Raw genomic sequence first — 17884 nt, 5'->3', positions numbered from 1 at the left:
AATCCTCTGGAAAAGGTTTTCGATGACCACTGTCTCGATTAGTGCATTCAGCAGTCGAGATTTCATATCGCCGCCCGCACGCAAATCAAAAGCCGTGCAATCCCTAATTCAGTGGGGCGCATCCAGTTCCACTGCCTGTACCGCTGCGCGGTTGCTCCGCGCAGCGGTACCGAAGAGGTTCACGGTCAGACTCTCACCGCACCCTGGTCAGAGTTCAGCCCGCGACCACTTCGCTGCGGTCACCGCTCCACAGCGTGTGGAATTTGCCCTCTGCGTCGACGCGCTCGTAGGTATGCGCGCCGAAGAAGTCGCGCTGGCCCTGGGTCAGTGCGGCCGGCAGGCGCTCTGCGCGCAGCGCGTCGTAGTAGGACAGCGAGGACGCGAACGCCGGGACGGGAATCCCGAGCAGGGTGGCGGTGGAGACCACGCGCCGCCAGCTATCGATGGCCGTCTCGATCGCCTCGCGGAAGTACGGTGCCAGGATCAGGCTCGGCAGGGCAGGATCCTGCTCGTAGGCATCCTTGATCCGGTTCAAGAAGCGGGCGCGGATGATGCAGCCGCCGCGCCAGATCGTGGCCAGGTCACCGGGGTGCAGATCCCAGTCGTACTCGGCGCTGCCCGCGGCGATCTGGTCGAAGCCCTGTGCGTAGGCGACGACCTTGGAGGCGTACAGCGCCTGCCGGATGTCCTCGGTGAACTGTTCGACATCGGTGGGCTTGTCGGCGAGAGTGCCCGACGCGAGTCCCACCGCGGCTTTGCGCTGGGCGCGGGAGCCCGACAGCGCCCTGGCGAAAACGGCCTCCGCGATGCCGGTCACGGGAACACCGAGGTCGAGCGCGGACTTGACCGTCCAGCGGCCGGTGCCCTTCTGCTCGGCAGCGTCGACGATGACATCGACGAGCGGCTTGCCGGTCTTCGCATCGGTCTGGGCGAGCACCTCGGCGGTGATCTCGACCAGGTAGCTCTCCAGGTCCCCGGAGTTCCACTGTGTGAACACGTCCGCGATCTGCTTGGCGTCGAAACCGAGTGCGTCGCGGAACAGGTGGTAGGCCTCGCCGATCAACTGCATGTCGGCGTATTCGATGCCGTTGTGCACCATCTTGACGAAGTGCCCGGAACCGTCGGGGCCGATGTGGGTGCAGCACGGGGTGCCGTCGACCTGCGCGGCGATCGACTCCAGTAGCGGGCCGAGCGACTCGTACGACTCCTTCGGTCCGCCGGGCATGATCGCGGGACCGTTGAGCGCGCCCTCCTCGCCGCCCGAGATGCCCGCACCGACGAAGTTGAGGCCGCGTTCGCGCAGGGCGGCCTCGCGGCGAATCGTATCGGTGTAGAGGGCGTTGCCGCCGTCGATGATGATGTCGCCCGGCTCCATCGCGTCGGCGAGTTCGGCGATGACGGTGTCGGTCGCCTCGCCCGCCTTGACCATGATCAACACTCGGCGCGGCTTCTCCAACGCCGCGACGAACTCCTCGACGGTCTCGGTGCGGACGAAATCACCGTCACCGCCGTGCTCGGCGAGCAGTGCGTCGGTTTTGGCGACGGAACGGTTGTGCAGCGCGACGGTGTAGCCGTGCTTGGCGAAGTTACGGGCAATATTGCTGCCCATCACGGCCAGGCCGGTCACACCGATGTGCGCACGCGCGGTAGAGGTCGACATTGAGATCAGCTCTCTTCGTTCGGCGGGATCGATGGAGGCGGAAGACGGACTCCTTGGCAGGCAAGTTACTGGGTGCCGGTCCGCTGCCGAACACCTACCACCGTGACCGGGGCTACACGTGGAACCGGGCCGAGCCCGCGTGTCGGCGGGCGCTGCTAGTGTCGGTCGAGTTCTGACACGGGGTGTCTCGCGACCGCGAGGCTGAGAACAGACCCGCCGAACCTGTTCAGGTAATGCTGACGAAGGGATGTCACGGTGTTGCACGCCCACACCACGAAGACAGACTTGTTCACCGATCACCTCTGGGACCGGACCAAAGTCCTGCGCAGTGCGATCGACGACTTGGAATTCCTGCGGCACCTCGGCGAGGGCACGTTGCCGCTCGAGGTGTTCCGCACCTACATCGAACAGGATTCGCTGTATCTCACCGGATACTCGAAGGCGCTGGCGATTCTCGCCGCGAAGTCGCCTGACCCGCAGACCGCGGCCTTCTGGGCGACCTCGTCCGCGAACGCCGCCGCTGTCGAGTCGGCCATGCACGACCAGATGCTCACCGGTGGCGCGCTGCCTCCGCGACAGGGCGAGCCGGAGCATTCGCAGACCTGCCTGGCCTATGTGTCCTTCCTGATCGCCGCCGCCGCGACCGAGTCCTACGCCGTCGCCGCGGCTGCCGCACTGCCCTGTTTCTGGATCTATGCCGAAGTGGGGCGCGACCTGGCCGAGAGCGCCGCGAAGGTGATCGCCGCCGACTCCGCCCACCCGTACGCCCAGTGGGTCACCACCTACGGCGCGGCGGAGTTCCAGCAGTCCGCGGCCACGGCCCGATCGCTGGTCGACGCCGCTGCCGAGTCGGCGAGCGAGCGCGAGCGGGCGGCGATGGAGAAGGCATTCATCCTCGCCGTGCGCTACGAGTTGATGTTCTGGGACACCGCCCTGCATCCGCAGCCCTGGCCTGCCGCATGAGCGGGCGTCTGCGCCGCGGGCTCGCGGTCATGGCAACCATCGTGGCGACCCTGTCGCTGCTCACCGCCTGTGGTTCGGGCGGCGGCTCCGATCGAACCATCCGGTTCGCGTTGGACTGGACGCCGAATACCAACCACGTCGGGCTCTACGTCGCGTTGCAGCGCGGCTACTTCGCCGACGCCGGTCTGGATGTGCAGGTCCTGCCGTACAACAACACCTCGGTCGACACGATGGTCGATGCCGGAAACGCGGAATTCGGGATCAGTACCCACAATTCGTCGACCTTCGCCCGCGCATCGGGTGCGCAGGTCAAGTCGGTGCTCGCCCCGCTGCAGCACTGGGCTACGGGCATCGGGGTGCGTGCCGACCGCACCGACCTCGCCAGACCGAAAGATCTCGACGGCAAGACCTACGCCGGTTTCGGCGACCCGGGCGAGCGGGAGGCACTGCAGCAGGTCATCCGCAACGACGGCGGCACCGGCGATTTCACCTCGGTGATGCTGGGTTCGTCGGCGTATGAAGCGGTCTACTCCGGCAAGGCGGACTTCACCGTCTCGTATCTGGCGTGGGAAGGGGTCGAGGCCGAACACCACGGCACCCCGATGCGGTACTTCCGGTACACCGACTTCGGTTTCCCGGACTCGTACGCGATCGTGATCGATGCCAACGAGGGCTGGCTGGCCGAGAACCCCGACCGCGCCGCGAAATTCGTGCAGGCGCTGCAACGCGGATACCAGTTCGCCGCGGACAATCCCGATGCCGCGGCCCAGGATCTCATCAATGCCAATCCGGGCGCGTTCAACGACGAGGCGCTGGTCTTCGAGAGCCAGCGCATGCTGGCCTCTCAGTTCATGAAGGACCCCGCAGGCAAAGTGGGCACCCAGACGGTGCAGCAATGGTCGGCGAACTCCGGCTTCCTGTACCGGGGCGGTCTGCTGACCGGCCCCGATGGAAAGCCGCTGACCACCGAACCCGACTGGTCGACCTATTTCACCAATGAGTACCTCGCCAACCCGTGAGCTGTCCGTAGCCAAGTCGTCGCCGGTTCCCACCGGCGACGACGGCGGGACGGCTCGCTGGGCGGGGATCCGATGGGCGGTGCCGTCGTTGGTCACGGTGGCGGTGCTCGTCGCGATCTGGCAGGTCTACGTCACGAGCAGCGGTGTCCGTCCGCAGGTGCTGCCGTCACCGCTGCGTGTCGTCCAGCAGGGTTGGGCGCACCGGGACGAGATCATCTCGCATGCGGCCGCCACCTTGCAGGTGACGCTGGTCGGGTTCGCGGTGTCGCTGACTCTGGCGTGGGTGCTGGCGGTGGTCGTGGACTTCTCGCCCTGGCTGCGGCGTGCGTTGGTGCCGCTGTTCGTCGCGTCGCAGACCGTGCCGATCGTCGCGATCGCACCGTTGATGATCATTTGGTTCGGGTTCGGTCTCCTGCCCAAGATCCTGGTGGTCGCGCTGGTGACGTTCTTCCCGATGGCCATCGGCCTGATCGAGGGCTTCGCCGCGGCCGACCGTGACGCGGGCGCGCTGCTGCGGAGTATGGGCGCTTCCCGGCTGCAGGTGTTCCGTTATGTGCGACTGCCGTCCGCGCTGCCGCGGTTCTTCACGGCGCTGCGGATCGGCATCACCTACGCGGTCGTCGGCGCGGTGTTCGCCGAGTATGTCGGCGCGAGCGTTGGTCTCGGCATCTATATGAGCCTGCAGAAGAATTCGTTCCGCACCGACCTGGTATTGGCGGCAGTGCTGGTCACGGCGCTGCTGAGCATCACGCTGTACCTGTCGACGTTCGCGATCGAACGCCTCGTCGCGCCGTGGTCGCGCGCGCAGAACAGGAGCCGACGTGACTGACGCCGGGGACGACCGTATCGTCGTCGACCACCTCACCAAGTCGTTTCCGCAGCCCGGTCGGCGCAGCCCGGACCTCGCGGTGCTGGGCGGGGTTTCGTTCACCGTCCGATCGGGCGAGTTCGTCACCGTCATCGGGCCGAGTGGTTGCGGCAAGAGCACCGTGTTCAACATGCTGGCCGGACTCGAATCCCCCGACTCCGGCAGCGTCGGCTTCCGCGCGGCCGACGGCGAGGACACCGCCTCGCACTGCGCCTACATGCCGCAGAAGGACCTGCTGTTCCCCTGGCGAACCGTCCTCGACAACACCATCCTCGGCTTGCGGGTACAGGGTGTTCCGAAAACGGAGGCCCGGCGCCGCGCCCGCGAACTGTTCCCGGCCTTCGGCCTGTCCGGGTTCGAGGACGCCCGCCCGTCGCAACTGTCGGGCGGGATGCGACAGCGAGCCGCACTGCTGCGGACCGTCGTCCAGGAGCGTGAACTGCTACTGCTGGACGAACCCTTCGGCGCGCTCGACTCACTGACCCGCACCGAGATGCAGTCGTGGTTACAAGAGGTCTGGCAGCGCTACCGCTGGATGGTCCTGATGATCACCCACGATGTGCGCGAGGCGGTGTACCTGTCGGATCGGGTGATCGTCCTGTCGGCGCGCCCGGCCACCGTTCGCCACGAACTACGCATCGACCTGCCGCGGCCCCGGGGGCTGTCCACGATCACCGCCCCGGAATTCGTCGCGCTGGAAGAGGAACTTCTCGCGATCCTGCACGAGGAGTCGCGTCGGGCGTTCACAGAACAGCGGTAGGTCGAGCGACGCCGAACTGTTGTGCCGAAGCGGCGAACAGCGATTGGCCGCCGTTTCCCTGGGTAGGCGCACCGTATGGGGCTCGTCGTACCGCGCCGGGCGAAAGACCACCGCCACAACCGTGACAGGAGACCAGCGCCGATGATCGATAGGCACAGCATCGCCGAACTGCCGACCACCGCTGTCCGCACCGCCTTCCAGACAGGGGCGCGGATTCGGCACGCACGGGTGTTCCACCCACGCGGTATCCGCCTCGCGGGCCGGTTCCATGCCACCAGCGACTACGTGCCCTGGTTCGGTCCCGGCGACCGAGCGGTCATCGCCCGGGTGTCGAAAGGCATCGGCAGCCCCGGCGGGGTACCCGATGTGCTCGGGCTGGCGTTCCGGGTTCTCGATCGCGACGAGCGCCCCTGGGACTTCGCGCTGGCAACGACCGGCACCAGCACGCTGGGCCGGTTCGTCATCACCCCAGCCCGCGCCTGGTCCACAGCCCGCTTCGGCACTCTCCTGCCCTACCGATTCGCCGACGCATCACCGGTCTGGCTGTTCGCCGAACCGCTCGACACCGACCTACCGGATACGGCCTCCTTGCGAGCCCTCGACGATCACCTCGACGACCAGGTGATCCGATTCTCGCTCATCGCCGATGGGATCGGCCGCCCACCCGAGATCGTCGGCGAACTCGACCTGCGGCGAGCCGAGCCCGGCGAACACCGCACCGACTTCTTCGATCCGATCCTCAACCGACCGGCCGACGTCACGATGATCCCCCAAGCGGTGAACTGGCTGCGCGAAAGTGCCTACACCGGCAGCCGTCGCGGCCGTCCCGACGACAGCGCCCAGCCCGCGACCTGATATCGCGCAGGACGATCTCCGATTCGGCTCCCGAGACGCGGGCATTCGACTGGTGAACCATCTCGTGTTCCCGGATGAAAGAGAGCCCAATGCTCATGAGACGAACCCACCGTCGCGTCCACCCCTTAGGGCGCGTCGCCTTGCTGGGCGTTCTCATATCGGCGGGTGTCATCGCCTGCGCGACGACCACCGAATCGCGAGGCACCGGCGGGGACCCGGCCTCTGGGAACGGGCCGGTGATCGATCCAGCCGCCGGTGCGCGGCTGTGCGACACGATGTGGGCCGATCTCGCTAGCTGGCGCCAACAGGGCACCGCCATCGCTCGCGTGAGGTTCAACGGTGTCGTCCACCTCTGGGCACTGCGCAACGGTGCGATCAATATCGCCGTCGCCCGCGACCGCGACGCGATCGATGTGGTCACGCGCGACCAGTGCCCCAACGCACGCCAGCAGGTCACACAGATCATCGACACCGTGGATCTGGCCTCGGGACTCGTCGGATTCTGAATCGCGGGTGGGCACCGCGCAGCATTCATCGGGTGCCGCCGTGCCATTTTCGTATGAAACCAGCTGGTACACAGCGGTTCTCGGAGCCTCCGAGAGGAACGCTTCTACGAAGACCAACTCGCGCATGGAGCGGACCGGTCCACCGTTTGACCCCTCGGATACCGGGTAAACGGCCGACGATCAGGAGGATATCCGGATGGCGGAGAGTGTTGCCGAACGCGAGCCCGTGGCGCAGGACTGGTCGCAGGGCCCTTCGGCGCTGCGGTGGCGGTCGTGGAGGGGCGTGCTGCGCCGCACCGTGGCCGAGTTCATGGAAGACAATGTGACCGATTGGGCCGCTGCGCTCACCTACTACAGCGTGATGTCGATATTTCCCGGCATCATCGTGCTCACCGCACTGCTCGGGCTGCTCGACCCCTCGGCGACCGACTCCTTCATCCAGACCATCGAGCAACTGGGCCCCGGTCCCGGCACCGAACTGCTCGTCGACGCCATCAGGGAGCTGCAGGGCTCCCGCTCGCTGGCAGGCCCACTGGCGATCGTCGGTGTGGTGACGGCGCTGTGGACGGCTTCCGGCTATATCGGGGCCTTCATCCGGGCATCCAACACGATCTATGACACCGAAGAGGGCCGCCCGATCTGGAAGACGCTGCCGCTGCGCGTCGGGCTCACTGCGGTGATGGTGCTGCTGATCGCGCTGTGCGTGGTCGGGGTGCTGTTCACCGGCAGGTTCGCCGAAGCGGCGGGTGAGTGGCTCGGTATCGGCTCGGTCGGTGTGCTGATCTGGGACGTCGCCAAGTGGCCGGTGCTCGCCGTGCTCGTCAGTCTCGGAGTCGCCCTGCTGTATTGGGCCGCGCCCAACGCGCAACAGCCGGGATTCCGGTGGCTCTCGCCGGGCAGCGTGCTCGCGGTGCTGGTGTGGATCGCCGCCTCGGTCGGCTTCACCCTCTACCTGGCCAATTTCGGTTCCTACAACAAGGTGTACGGCTCGCTGGCCGGTGCCGTCGCCTTCCTGGTGTGGCTGTGGCTCAGCAATGTCGCGGTACTGCTCGGTGCCGAATTCGATGCCGAACTGGCTCGCGGACGCCGCATCGAACAGGGCCAGCCACCCGACCACGAACCCGTCCTCCCCCCGCGAGACACACCCGAATAAGGAGGTAATGCCATGGTTGACAGGCACACCGGACCACCCGCCACCCCACCCGATCGCTCGGTGGCCGAGCTGGTCGACGACGCCACCCAGCAGATCACCCGCCTGGTGCGCGACGAGATCGCACTCGCCCGCGTCGAGATGCAGGACCGCACAAAGGGAATCGCTCGCGGCGCCGGAATCGCCGGTGCCGGTGGACTCCTCGCCTTCTACGGCGGCATCGCCCTCACCGCCGCCGCTGTCTGCGCCCTCGCGCTCGCGCTGCCGAACTGGGCCGCCGCTCTGATCGTCGGTGCGGTGCTGATCGTGATCGGGGCGGGGCTGGGGCTGCTCGGCAAAAAGAATGTCACCGAAGCCGCGCCGCCGGTGCCGAGGGAAGCGATGCAGGGCGTCAAGGAAGACATCGAGATCGTCAAGGATGGGAGTAAGCGATGAATGAGCCCAACGATCCGGAGGAACTGCGCCGGGACCGCGAACAGGCACGGCAGGAACTCGGCGAGACCGTCGCCGAGTTGACCGACAAGCTGGACGTACCCGCCCGCGCGAAGGACAAGGTCCACGACGCGGCCGACGCGGCCAAGGACCGGGTCACCGACGCGAAATATCAGGCACTGGCCGCCGCCGACCAGGCGCGGGACAAGGCCGAACAGGTGCAGGCCACCACCAAGGCGAAGGCCGATCAGGTGCAGGCCGTCGCCAAGGAGAAGACCCGGCACGCGGCCGAGAAGGTCGAGGCCTCAGTTCCCGAGCCGGTGACCGAACGCGGCAAGCAGGCGGCCGAGGTGGCTCGCCGGAATCCGGTGCCGGTAGCCGCGGCCGCGATCTCCGCCACGGCACTGATCTGGTGGCTGGCACGGCGGCGGCGGTCATGAAGACGCTGTATCGGCCCCTCGGGATGGCCGTCGGGGTGCTCGGTGGCATCGCCGCCGGGGCCGTGTTCAACCGGGTCTGGGGTGTGGTGGCCGGCGGCGAGCAACCGCCGTCAGCGACCGCCCGCGACCACACCTGGCGTGAGGTTCTGCTGGCCGCCGCGCTGCAGGGCGCGGTCTTCGGTCTGGTCAAGGCGGCCGTGGACCGTGCGGGCGCGACCGGATACAAGTCCCTGACCGGGACCTGGCCTACCGACTAGCGCGCACCTGACGACAAGTCCCGTGGTTTCGGTTTGGACCTGATGTGCTCGGGTATCTGCCGGTTTGCAGATCGAACCACAGACCGCCGCCGGGGACGGGATGGCCGAGCTCCTGACCGGCCGGCGGGCGGTTGCCGGGGCCAGCGCGTCCCGTCCGGACGCTGACCCAGTCGACGGTCCCGGCAACCGCCAACCAACCCGAGGTCCGACCGGACCGCGGACCCGGACTTACGGATTCGACCCAGCCACAGCGGCGATCGCCGCAATCGAAGGCGCGGTCGAGAAGTCGATCTCAGATCGCAGGGCATGCACGAGATCTCAATCCTCGCCGTGGGTCCCGGTACGTCGACCGGATTCGTCGTTCTCGGTGGCCAGTCCATGCTGCCCCTCGACCACGATCGTCGCCGACACATCGCCGTGTAGACGCCGTGCGGCGGCGTCACCGTCGTTATCGGCGATCGCGATGTCCCGACGCCACTGAGCGACGATGTCCAGGGGTTCCATGAACTCCTCCTCCGACGATATGGTGAACGGCTCGCGGCCGACGGCCGCACCGTCGTGTTACCTCGAAATCCGCATCCCAAACCGCCGCGCCTGAGTGCCGCACTCCTGTTTGCGCTTTCGGGCCCCGGGTAGGCAGTCACTGTACGAGTTGCAGGGCCTCGAAGGCTTGCAGCTGTGACCGAATCCAGTCTGTGATGGCAAGACGCAGACAGGCTGGGGAAGGAGTACCCGTTGAGCACGGTAGCCGCAACTGTCGATGTGGACGTCCCGATCCGCACGGCCTACAACCAGTGGACGCAGTTCGAAACCTTTCCGCAGTTCATGGAAGGAGTCGAGCAGGTCAGTCAGATCGACGACCGCCACACCCACTGGCGCATCCACGTCGGCCCGTCGACACGAGAGTTCGACGCCACCATCACCGAACAGCACCCGGACGAGCGGGTCGCGTGGAAATCCGACAGCGGACCCGACCACGCCGGAGTCATCACATTCCACCGACTCGACGACACCCATACCCGCATCACCGCGCAAATGGATGTCGACCCGCAGGGTTTCGTCGAAACCGCTGCCGACAAACTGGGTGTGCTCGAGCACCGAGTGAACGGTGACATGAAGCGCTTCAAGCAGTTCATCGAGAGCGAGGGCGGCGCAACCGGAGCGTGGCGCGGCGACATCCCGCGCCCCGACGCTGGGATCTGACCCACGACACGCTGACGGCAGCGGCCAGGACTCCCCTGTCCCCCTCGCCGGAACACAACGCCCCGCACTCGGAAAGAGTGCGGGGCGTTCGTGGCAGCCCGCCGGGTTCAGGCGTCGGAGCGCGGACCGGCGGTAGCGGCGAGGGCCGTGGCGAGGTCCGGATGGATCGAAATCCACTCGGACATTCCGGCGAGGTCGATCACGCGCGCGATGGTCGTGGCAGCCCGCCCGTCGGCGAGGTGCATTCCGATGCCGCGTCGGTCCAGATGCTGGGCTAGATCGGTGAGGACCATCACGGCACGTACCGACAGGAACGTGACCTCGTCCAGGTCGACGACGAGATGTCCGCCGTCGGCGGACTCGGGGACAGCAGACTCGAGCAGGCTGCGCCAGCGTGGGAGGGTATAGGCGTCGATCTCCCCACGAGCATGCAGGACGATGACGTGCCCTGCGGATTCCGAGACGGCGCCCAAACGGCGGCAGAGATCGGCAGCCGGGTCGTCGGCTGCGGGCGAGCGAGTTTCGTCGGGACGATTGTTCAAAAGACTCGATTCTTCAGCACCATGGAGCAGTGCATTGCCAACAGTCCTGTGTGCTCAAGATCGGGCCGGCTACCTATTCCAGCACGCGGCCCGGCAAACCGCATGGCCCCGAAGCTTCCCGGGCACCCAGTTGTTCGCTATCGGTCCTGATACGCGGTGATCCGCTTTCGGTTTTTGTCTCTGTGACCCAGGCCCCACAGCCGCGACACGCGGTGCGCCGAGGGTAAAACAACGGGTGCGTCGCCAATTCTCGAGCCGGTAATATGTTGCGAATAGCCATACGGGCGCGGTTGTCCGGCGCCTCGCTATCGCCGCCGTGCCCCCGTCATTGTGTGTCCACGGAGGGAGCGTCGTGCAGAGCTTGAATTTCGAGAGCGACGACCTGGCGGTGACCGAGGAGTTCCTCAACAACGCCTACACAAAAGTACAGATCGGCAATCACGGCCCACACCAGGTGCGCACCCGGATCCGTCGCGAGGTGCTCGGTTCGATCAACTTCGACCAGCTCGAGTTGGGTTTCGACATGGCCTACGACGCCGAGCCGCTGGGCCGGGTCTGCCTCGTCACCGTGCACAGCGGCCGGATCGAGGAGAACTATCACGATGGCGGCCCCGACACCTTCACCCCCGGGCAGACAGGCCTGCTCACCCCCCACGACCTGCCCTACTCGGGTGTCATCCGAACCAGCCGCTACGACATCACCATGTTCGACGCCGCGATCCTGAACCGTATCGCCACCGCCGAGGGCGGGCAACGTGTGCGGGTAGACGGGCACCGACCTGTCACGGTCGCGGCCGGAAACCGGCTGCGGCGGGTGATCACCCATCTGCAGCAGATCGCCGCGGACCCCGACGCAGCGAACAGCCCGCTCACCGTCACGACGGCCTCGGACTATCTCGCCGCCACGGTGCTGGCCACCATGCCGACGACCGCCGAGCACGAGCCGAACGCCACCGATCGTCACGACGCCCACCCCCACACCGTGCGCCGCGCCATCGCCTATTTGGAGTCGCATCTGGGTGACAGAATCGCGATCACCGACGTCGCAGCGGCAACCTTTGTCACCCCCCGCGCCTTGCAGCTGGCCTTTCGCCGTCATCTGGACACCACGCCACTCGAGTACCTGCAGCGACTGCGGCTGTCCGCGGCACACGAACAACTCGGCGCCGCGCTGCCGGGTGACGGCCAGACCGTCGCGACCATCGCCTATCGATGGGGCTTCACCCATCCCGGCCGCTTCGCCACGGCCTACCGTCACCGCTACGGCCAGCCACCGAGGCAGACCCTGCGCGAATGAGCGCTGCTGCTTGGACCGACCTCTACCGGGTATCTGACCCGCATGAGTGTCGGTTTGAAGCGTGCCGTGACCACGCCACTGCTGTATTTCTTCATCCTCGGCGACATTCTCGGCGCGGGGGTGTACGTGCTGGTCGGGTCGGTCGCGCGCGAATCCGGTGGGGCAGTGTGGCTGCCCCTGCTGACCGCGCTGATGCTGGCCGCGCTCACCGCGGGTTCCTACGCCGAGCTGGCTACCAAATATCCTCGCGCGGGCGGTTCTGCTCACTACGTCACCACCGCGTTCGGTCCCGCGGCGGGTTCGTTCATCGGGTTCTGCATGCTCGCCGCCGGCATCGTGTCGGTGGGGGCGCTGGCCAGGGCATTCGCCGGCGACTACCTGCAAGCACTGGTCTCACTGCCGACCCTGCTCGTCATCGTGATCTTCCTGACTGTGCTCGCCGCGCTCAATGTCCGCGGCATCAAAGAGTCCCTCGGCGCCAATGTGGTCGCCACCCTGATCGAACTCGGCGGCCTGGTCCTGATCATCGGCCTCGGTGGCTGGGTCATGCTGCGCGGCGACGCCGTCCTGGACCGGCTCACCCAGATCGGCACCGCCGAGCACGGTCCGGTCGGGGCCGTGCTGGCAGGCACGGTGCTGGCGTTCTACTCCTTCGTCGGATTCGAGACGTCGGTGAACCTGGCCGAGGAGGTCGAGGATCCGCGGCGCTCGTATCCCACGGCACTGTTCGGGGCGCTGTTCACCGCCGGTGTCGTGTACGTGCTGATCGGAGTGGTCGCCGGAGCCTGCGTACCCACCGAAGAGCTGGCTCGATCCAGCGGTCCGCTGCTCGAGGTCGTTCGCGTCGCCGGGGACGTGCCGGACTGGCTGTTCAGCCTCGTCGCACTGGTCGCTGTGGCCAACGGCGCGCTGCTCACCGGCATCATGTCGTCCCGGTTGACCTACGGAATGGCCAACGACGGACTCCTGCCGTCGGTCCTCGGCCGCGTCCTGCCACGCAGGCGCACTCCGTGGGTGGCGATTCTGGTGACCTCCGCGCTGTCGCTGATCCTGGCACTCACCGGCGAAGTGGACTCACTGGCAGCGACTTTGGTGCTGTTGCTCCTGTTCGTCTTCACCAGCGTCAACGCGGCGGTCCTCGTGTTGCGCCGAGAAGAGGGCGAACCCGATCATTTCCGGATTCCGACAGTGCTTCCCTGGCTGGGCATCGCGTCGTGCCTGTTCTTGTTCACCCAGATCGAAGCGGAAGTCTGGCTACGCGGGCTCCTGCTCGTCGCCTTGGGCATCCTGCTCGCCGTCGCAAACGCGGTCCGAGCCCATCGCGCCGGCGCGACCGAGTAGCGCGGGGTTGTCTCACGCCCGAGCGAACCGCATGTCCACCACGGTGCCTGCCGCCGAGGTGCTGACCTCGAATTCACTGCTGAGGGCTGCCATGATGCCCATCCCACGCCCACGTGACTGATCGGTGTCCGGGTCGGGTGTCAACCAGCGCCCCCCGTCGGTCACGACGGTGTGGACGTGGGTCTCGGTGAGCACGGCGGAAACGCGTACTGTGCCGCCGTCGCCACGGTGACCGTGCTCGACGGCGTTGGTACACGCCTCACCCACGGCGAGCACTATGTCGTATGCCGCGTTCGGGTCGACCGGCACCTCCGCCAGCCAGGCCTGCAGCGCGTGACGTACTTCGGCCAACAGCGCGGCGTCTGCCGAGAAATCGATTTCGAACGGCTTCACGGCGCTCTTCTGCCGAGATGGGTGCGTCGTCACCTGATGCCTCCCTCTTCATCTCGACGTCCAACGAATCCGCGAGAACCCCCGCGCCATTGGCAGTACCCCTGCAGTACACGGGTATGCCTCTTCCGGGCGTGACAATGCCCTCTCACGGCGGCCCGGCGGATACGTCCGAGCCAGGGTACCCCGATGCTGCGCAACGGTTTGCGGCCCGAGCGGATGAGGTAGGTTGCTGGGGCAAGAATCGCTCACACATTCGCCGACCCGGCGAAGCTAGAGGCAAGAGGTAGAAAAGTGGCGAATCGCAACCGGGGAGACCTTCGGTGAGTGTTGAAGGCGGCTTCCGAGACCTCGACGTGCAGACACGGGCACAAGACGACTTCGAAATCCTTACCGTTCGTGGTGAGGTGGACATGGCCTCGGCGCCCCAGCTGCAAGCGGTGCTGGAGAAGGCACAGCAGGGCGGCAAGACGCTGGTGGTCGATATGACCCAGGTCGGCTTCCTCGGCTCGGCCGGGCTCAGCGCGTTGCTCGTCGTGTCCAAGGCAGCGCCCTACCAGCTGCGCGTGGTCGCCTCCCGTGAAGTGGCGCGACCGATCGAACTGACCGGGCTGGACAAGCTGCTCGCTGTCTACGGCACCCTGGAAGCGGCGATCGCCGCGGAGCCGAACGCGCACTAGGTCCTGGGTCGCGGCTCCCGCACTCGCGGGAGCCGCACGACCTGCACGAAGAACTCATCGATCTGCCTGATCGCGGCGATGAACTGATCGAGATCCACCGGCTTGGTGACGTAGGCGTTCGCATGCAGTTTGTAACTGCGCAGAATGTCTTCCTCGGCCGCCGATGTGGTGAGCACGACCACGGGGATGTGGGACAGGTCCGGATCGGCCTTGATCTTCTCCAGCACCTGCCTGCCGTCGTACCTGGGCAGGTTCAGATCCAGCAGGATCAGATCCGGCCGTGGAGCGTCGACGTGCGCGCCGGTGCGATAGAGGAAGTCCAGCGCCTCCTGGCCGTCCCTGACCACGTGCAGCGTGTTGCCGATCTTGTTGTCCTCGAAGGCTTCCCGCGTCATAAGTTCGTCGCCGGGGTCGTCTTCGACGAGCAAGATGTCGACCGGCTGGCCGGGATCGGTCATGCGAATACCTCGTTCTCGATGGATACAGTGGTGGTGGGCGCGGGCGCGGCCGCGCGCAGGGTGAAGCACAGGCGGGTACCGTCACGATAGTCGGTGTCGAGCCAGATCCGGCCGCCGTGGAATTCCACGATCTTCTTGCACACGGCCAGTCCGATGCCGGTGCCGCCGTAGGCATCTCGCGGATGCAGGCGCTGGAAGATGACGAACACCTTCTCCGCGAACTCGGGCGCGACGCCGATCCCGTTGTCCGACACCGAGAACTCCCATTCCTCCGGGTCGTCGGCGTTGGGCGCGCATGCCACCCGGACCACAGGGGTCAGGTCGGGCTTGCGGAATTTGATCGCGTTGCCGATGAGGTTCTGCCACAGCATGGCCAACAGGGTCGGTTCCCCGACGAGCTCCGGCAACGCCGCCGGGCGCTCGATCACGGCCTCGGATTCCTCGATGGTCGCCGACAAAGCGGCCACTGCCACGTCCAGGGTCTGATCGAGGCCCACCGGCTCGGTGCCCTCCGACATCCGGCCGACGCGGGAGAAGGTGAGCAGGTCGTTGATCAGCACCTGCATGCGTTTGGCGCCGTCGACGGCGAAATCGATGTACTGCTTGCCACGATCGTCGAGTTGGTCGCCGTAGCGCTTCTCGAGCAGCTGACAGAACGAGGCCACCTTGCGCAGCGGCTCCTGCAGATCATGGGACGCGACGTAGGCGAACTGCTCCAATTCGGTGTTGGATCGGCGCAGTTCCTCGGCCTGGATGTCGAGATCCTGCTTCTGCCGCAGCAGTGCCGCCTCCTGGACGCGCGTGGAGTCGAGCTCGGCGACGATGTGGTGGCGCATGTTCTCCACCGCCTCGCAGACCAACGCGATATCGGAAGGGCCGACGGCGTCGATATGCGCGTCGAACTCCCCCGCGGCCACCCGCCGCGACGACTCGGTGAGATAGCCCAGCGGCCGAACCACCAGTCGCCGTACCAGCACGGTGAGCAGCACCCCGGTCAGCAGGAAGACGGCGACGATGCCCGCCAGCACGATGTTGCGCGTGGTGCGTGCGCTCGCCAGTTCAGCGGAGTCGCTGTCGACGACCGCGGTGAGATGGTCGTTCTGCACCGCGAAGGTACCGCGCAAGCTGTCGAAGAGCGCCTTTCTGCGCACCGCTCCCGTGGCGGCGTCGAGACCGATGCCCGTGCGAGACGACACCGCCCCGGTCGCCGGATCGGTGAAGTCGGCCTGCCACCGCTGGGCGGCGAGGTCGACCGCGGCGAGGTCGGCGAGCAATCCCGGATGGCCGACGAGCAGCTCCCGCAAGCGGTCCGCGGCGCGGGTCTGCTCCTGCCGGCCTCGGTCGTAGGGCTCGAGGAACTGCGGGTCGCCGGTGATGGCGTAGCCGCGGATGCCGGTTTCCTGATTCAGCAGCGCGCCCTGCAGCCGATGGGCTTCGGTGGCCGCGGGCAGAGTTTCGGAGAGCAGACGATCGGTGACCCGGGTGGTGTGCGCGATGACCTGCGCGCCCGCCGCCGCACCGACGATCACCACCAGGATCATCAACGCGAACACGAGCTGGAACCAGCCCTGTGCCGTCATCTTGCGGATCGACCCCGACCGGGCCGATGTACTACTCGTCACGTCATCCGCCTCATCGCATCACTCCACCGCAAATACAGGATGGCCACATCGTCATCCAAACCGCCTGCCGCCGAGGACAGCTCCGCGACCTGCCCGATCAGCGCGTCGACGAAGGACTCGGGCTGCTCGGTTGGCAGTGTCTGTGCCAGTGCGAACAATCCGTCCTCGCCGAGCCGGGTGCTGCCGTCGCCGACGCGCCCTTCGAACAGCCCATCGGTGAACAGCATCAGCCCCGCGTCGTCCGCCAGTGCCACCTCGTGCGCGGGCCACTGCGCGTAGCCCGGGACGAACCCGAGCGCCGGTCCGCCCGGCACCTCGACCCAACTCGGTCCGGCACCGGTGCACCGCAGCATGCCGGGATGACCCGCGCGGCGTACCGACACCTTTCGGGTCGCCGGGTCGAGCACCAAGCTGGTGGCGGTGGCGAAGGTTTGCTGGTCGGCGCGTTCGGCGAGCAGCACTTCCTCGAGCAGGTTCAGTTGCCTGGCACCGGCGACACCGCTGAGCACCAGCGTGCGCCACGCCAGCCGTAAGGCGACCCCGGTCGCCGCCGCATCGGGACCGTGGCCGGAGACGTCACCGATGATGGCGTGCACGATGCCGGTCGGGTCCTGGACCACGTCGTAGAAGTCGCCGCCGAGCAGTGAGTGGTCACGACCGGGTCGATACCGCGACACCACCTCGACCGCGGGGTCGGCACCCAGCAGCGGGGTCGGCAACAGTCCGCGTTCCAGTCGAGAGTTCTCCTGTGCCCGCATCTGACTGGCCTGCAGGGCCGCGCTGGTGATTTCGGCTTGCTTGCGCTGGATCGCGTAACGCACTGCGCGCCCGAACAATTCCGGGTCCACCCGGCCCTTGACCAGGTAGTCCTGCGCGCCGGAGGCCAACGCGAACAGCCCGGTGCGCTCTTGGTCGAGCCCGGTCATCACCACGACCGGGACCTGGTCGTTCTGATGCCGGATCCCGGCCAGCGCCTCGAGTCCGTGCGCATCGGGGAGATGCAGATCGAGCAGCACACAATCGGGGACGTCGGTGCGTAGGCGGTCGCCGGCCTCGGTCAGGGTGCGTACCCAATCCAGGTGCGGGCGCGGAGACAAGTCGGCGACCATCTCCTCCACCAGCAAGGCGTCGCCGGGATCGTCCTCGACCAGCAGTATGTGGAGTTGACGCCGCGATCCGGGCCCGGCCGCGAAGAGATCGGCGTTCAACGACTCACTGCGCACCACAACCACCGCCGGCACAGCCGAGAGTTGCCTGCTCGCACCACATCAGACCTACCCCTCCCACCTGGACAGCACAAAACCCAGGGTGTGCACGAAAGCCTCCGATCACAGGCGCCCACTGCGCGAATTCACTCCGCCGGCCGGTTGCTGGACCGAAAGTAGTATTGAGGATGCTAGCCGATCGCGCCGACACCCATACCCGCGCGGGATTCCCCGGC

General features: G+C 66.8%; 21 protein-coding genes and 1 riboswitch. Of the genes, 14 read left to right on the top strand and 7 right to left on the bottom strand.

Annotated features, from left to right (window positions below; genetic code table 11):
* Positions 1-214 precede the first annotated feature (214 nt).
* Positions 215-1660, bottom strand: a complete 1446-nt coding sequence (gene gndA / locus IBJ82_RS06945; protein WP_194825025.1) for an NADP-dependent phosphogluconate dehydrogenase — start codon at positions 1658-1660, stop codon at positions 215-217.
* Positions 1661-1828: 168 nt separating this feature from the next.
* Positions 1829-1925: riboswitch (TPP riboswitch) on the top strand.
* Here gndA and IBJ82_RS06940 point away from each other — a divergent pair.
* The 10 genes from IBJ82_RS06940 (at position 1916) to IBJ82_RS06895 (ending at position 8910) form a co-directional block, all read left to right on the top strand.
* Complete coding sequence (locus tag IBJ82_RS06940; RefSeq protein ID WP_194825024.1) at positions 1916-2623, top strand: TenA family protein; 708 nt, start codon at positions 1916-1918, stop codon at positions 2621-2623. Its footprint overlaps the riboswitch before it by 10 nt.
* Entirely contained in the window at positions 2620-3642 is a 1023-nt protein-coding gene (locus tag IBJ82_RS06935) for an ABC transporter substrate-binding protein (protein WP_194825023.1), read from the top strand. The genes IBJ82_RS06940 and IBJ82_RS06935 overlap by 4 nt, the downstream gene beginning before the upstream one ends.
* Positions 3620-4471 carry an ABC transporter permease gene (locus IBJ82_RS06930; protein WP_194825022.1) on the top strand — a complete coding sequence of 284 codons (852 nt, stop codon included), beginning with the start codon at positions 3620-3622 and terminating at the stop codon, positions 4469-4471. Before IBJ82_RS06935 ends, IBJ82_RS06930 begins: the two co-directional genes overlap by 23 nt.
* A complete protein-coding gene (locus tag IBJ82_RS06925; RefSeq protein ID WP_194825021.1) occupies positions 4464-5270 on the top strand; it encodes an ABC transporter ATP-binding protein in 807 nt (268 codons plus the stop codon). The genes IBJ82_RS06930 and IBJ82_RS06925 overlap by 8 nt, the downstream gene beginning before the upstream one ends.
* Positions 5271-5411: 141 nt before the next feature.
* The gene (locus IBJ82_RS06920) at positions 5412-6125 is read left to right on the top strand and encodes a phosphodiesterase (protein WP_194825020.1); all 714 of its coding nucleotides are present in this window, start codon (positions 5412-5414) and stop codon (positions 6123-6125) included.
* Positions 6126-6361: 236 nt separating this feature from the next.
* Positions 6362-6631: a hypothetical protein gene (locus IBJ82_RS06915; RefSeq protein WP_194825019.1), complete on the top strand. Its 270-nt coding sequence runs from the start codon at positions 6362-6364 to the stop codon at positions 6629-6631.
* Positions 6632-6827: 196 nt separating this feature from the next.
* Positions 6828-7784, top strand: coding sequence for a YihY/virulence factor BrkB family protein (locus IBJ82_RS06910; protein ID WP_194825018.1), 957 nt, complete (start codon positions 6828-6830; stop codon positions 7782-7784).
* Positions 7785-7796: 12 nt separating this feature from the next.
* Positions 7797-8216, top strand: a complete 420-nt coding sequence (locus tag IBJ82_RS06905; protein WP_194825017.1) for a phage holin family protein — start codon at positions 7797-7799, stop codon at positions 8214-8216.
* A complete protein-coding gene (locus IBJ82_RS06900) occupies positions 8213-8653 on the top strand; it encodes a DUF3618 domain-containing protein (RefSeq protein ID WP_194825016.1) in 441 nt (146 codons plus the stop codon). Before IBJ82_RS06905 ends, IBJ82_RS06900 begins: the two co-directional genes overlap by 4 nt.
* Complete coding sequence (locus IBJ82_RS06895; RefSeq protein WP_056815158.1) at positions 8650-8910, top strand: DUF4235 domain-containing protein; 261 nt, start codon at positions 8650-8652, stop codon at positions 8908-8910. Before IBJ82_RS06900 ends, IBJ82_RS06895 begins: the two co-directional genes overlap by 4 nt.
* Positions 8911-9228: 318 nt before the next feature.
* Here the strand turns inward: IBJ82_RS06895 and IBJ82_RS06890 are convergent, their stop codons facing one another.
* Positions 9229-9414: a hypothetical protein gene (locus IBJ82_RS06890; RefSeq protein WP_194825015.1), complete on the bottom strand. Its 186-nt coding sequence runs from the start codon at positions 9412-9414 to the stop codon at positions 9229-9231.
* A gap of 231 nt (positions 9415-9645) precedes the next feature.
* Between IBJ82_RS06890 and IBJ82_RS06885 the strand changes: the two genes are divergently transcribed.
* A complete protein-coding gene (locus tag IBJ82_RS06885) occupies positions 9646-10113 on the top strand; it encodes an SRPBCC family protein (RefSeq protein ID WP_194825014.1) in 468 nt (155 codons plus the stop codon).
* Between the two features lie 107 nt (positions 10114-10220).
* On the opposite strand, the gene IBJ82_RS06880 is transcribed toward IBJ82_RS06885, so the two are convergent.
* A complete protein-coding gene (locus IBJ82_RS06880) occupies positions 10221-10655 on the bottom strand; it encodes an STAS domain-containing protein (protein WP_194825013.1) in 435 nt (144 codons plus the stop codon).
* A 352-nt stretch (positions 10656-11007) separates the two neighbouring features.
* Here IBJ82_RS06880 and IBJ82_RS06875 point away from each other — a divergent pair, with 352 nt between their 5' ends.
* A complete protein-coding gene (locus tag IBJ82_RS06875; RefSeq protein ID WP_194825012.1) occupies positions 11008-11952 on the top strand; it encodes a helix-turn-helix domain-containing protein in 945 nt (314 codons plus the stop codon).
* A gap of 42 nt (positions 11953-11994) precedes the next feature.
* Positions 11995-13293 carry an APC family permease gene (locus IBJ82_RS06870; RefSeq protein ID WP_194825011.1) on the top strand — a complete coding sequence of 433 codons (1299 nt, stop codon included), beginning with the start codon at positions 11995-11997 and terminating at the stop codon, positions 13291-13293.
* Between the two features lie 12 nt (positions 13294-13305).
* Here IBJ82_RS06870 and IBJ82_RS06865 read toward each other — a convergent pair whose 3' ends face one another.
* Positions 13306-13719: an ATP-binding protein gene (locus IBJ82_RS06865; RefSeq protein ID WP_194825010.1), complete on the bottom strand. Its 414-nt coding sequence runs from the start codon at positions 13717-13719 to the stop codon at positions 13306-13308.
* Positions 13720-14006: 287 nt separating this feature from the next.
* Here IBJ82_RS06865 and IBJ82_RS06860 point away from each other — a divergent pair, with 287 nt between their 5' ends.
* Positions 14007-14363: an STAS domain-containing protein gene (locus tag IBJ82_RS06860; protein WP_056809524.1), complete on the top strand. Its 357-nt coding sequence runs from the start codon at positions 14007-14009 to the stop codon at positions 14361-14363.
* Here IBJ82_RS06860 and IBJ82_RS06855 read toward each other — a convergent pair.
* Genes IBJ82_RS06855 through IBJ82_RS06845 form a run of 3 tightly spaced genes read right to left on the bottom strand, consistent with a single transcriptional unit; the run spans position 14360 to position 17666 of the window.
* Positions 14360-14821: a response regulator gene (locus IBJ82_RS06855; protein ID WP_194825009.1), complete on the bottom strand. Its 462-nt coding sequence runs from the start codon at positions 14819-14821 to the stop codon at positions 14360-14362. The two genes, IBJ82_RS06860 and IBJ82_RS06855, sit on opposite strands and share 4 nt — an antisense overlap.
* A complete protein-coding gene (locus IBJ82_RS06850) occupies positions 14818-16401 on the bottom strand; it encodes a CHASE3 domain-containing protein (protein ID WP_194825228.1) in 1584 nt (527 codons plus the stop codon). The genes IBJ82_RS06855 and IBJ82_RS06850 overlap by 4 nt, the downstream gene beginning before the upstream one ends.
* A 38-nt stretch (positions 16402-16439) precedes the next feature.
* Positions 16440-17666: a PP2C family protein-serine/threonine phosphatase gene (locus IBJ82_RS06845; RefSeq protein ID WP_370585185.1), complete on the bottom strand. Its 1227-nt coding sequence runs from the start codon at positions 17664-17666 to the stop codon at positions 16440-16442.
* Positions 17667-17884: the final 218 nt, after the last annotated feature.

Origin of the sequence: Nocardia sp. XZ_19_231 (assembly GCF_015355705.1) — a bacterium.
Classification (GTDB): domain Bacteria; phylum Actinomycetota; class Actinomycetes; order Mycobacteriales; family Mycobacteriaceae; genus Nocardia; species Nocardia salmonicida.
This window is presented reverse-complemented; position numbering and strand designations above follow the sequence as displayed.

Excerpts from the sequence above, each read along its gene's own strand:
- IBJ82_RS06910 (WP_194825018.1), top strand. The coding sequence starts at position 6,828 with ATGGCGGAGAGTGTTGCCGAACGCGAGCCCGTGGCGCAGGACTGGTCG.
- IBJ82_RS06930 (WP_194825022.1), top strand. The coding sequence starts at position 3,620 with ATGAGTACCTCGCCAACCCGTGAGCTGTCCGTAGCCAAGTCGTCGCCG.
- IBJ82_RS06935 (WP_194825023.1), top strand. The coding sequence starts at position 2,620 with ATGAGCGGGCGTCTGCGCCGCGGGCTCGCGGTCATGGCAACCATCGTG.
- IBJ82_RS06905 (WP_194825017.1), top strand. The coding sequence starts at position 7,797 with ATGGTTGACAGGCACACCGGACCACCCGCCACCCCACCCGATCGCTCG.
- gndA (WP_194825025.1), bottom strand. The coding sequence starts at position 1,660 with ATGTCGACCTCTACCGCGCGTGCGCACATCGGTGTGACCGGCCTGGCC.
- IBJ82_RS06900 (WP_194825016.1), top strand. The coding sequence starts at position 8,213 with ATGAATGAGCCCAACGATCCGGAGGAACTGCGCCGGGACCGCGAACAG.
- IBJ82_RS06850 (WP_194825228.1), bottom strand. The coding sequence starts at position 16,401 with ATGACGGCACAGGGCTGGTTCCAGCTCGTGTTCGCGTTGATGATCCTG.
- IBJ82_RS06895 (WP_056815158.1), top strand. The coding sequence starts at position 8,650 with ATGAAGACGCTGTATCGGCCCCTCGGGATGGCCGTCGGGGTGCTCGGT.
- IBJ82_RS06890 (WP_194825015.1), bottom strand. The coding sequence starts at position 9,414 with ATGGAACCCCTGGACATCGTCGCTCAGTGGCGTCGGGACATCGCGATC.
- IBJ82_RS06855 (WP_194825009.1), bottom strand. The coding sequence starts at position 14,821 with ATGACCGATCCCGGCCAGCCGGTCGACATCTTGCTCGTCGAAGACGAC.
- IBJ82_RS06920 (WP_194825020.1), top strand. The coding sequence starts at position 5,412 with ATGATCGATAGGCACAGCATCGCCGAACTGCCGACCACCGCTGTCCGC.
- IBJ82_RS06870 (WP_194825011.1), top strand. The coding sequence starts at position 11,995 with ATGAGTGTCGGTTTGAAGCGTGCCGTGACCACGCCACTGCTGTATTTC.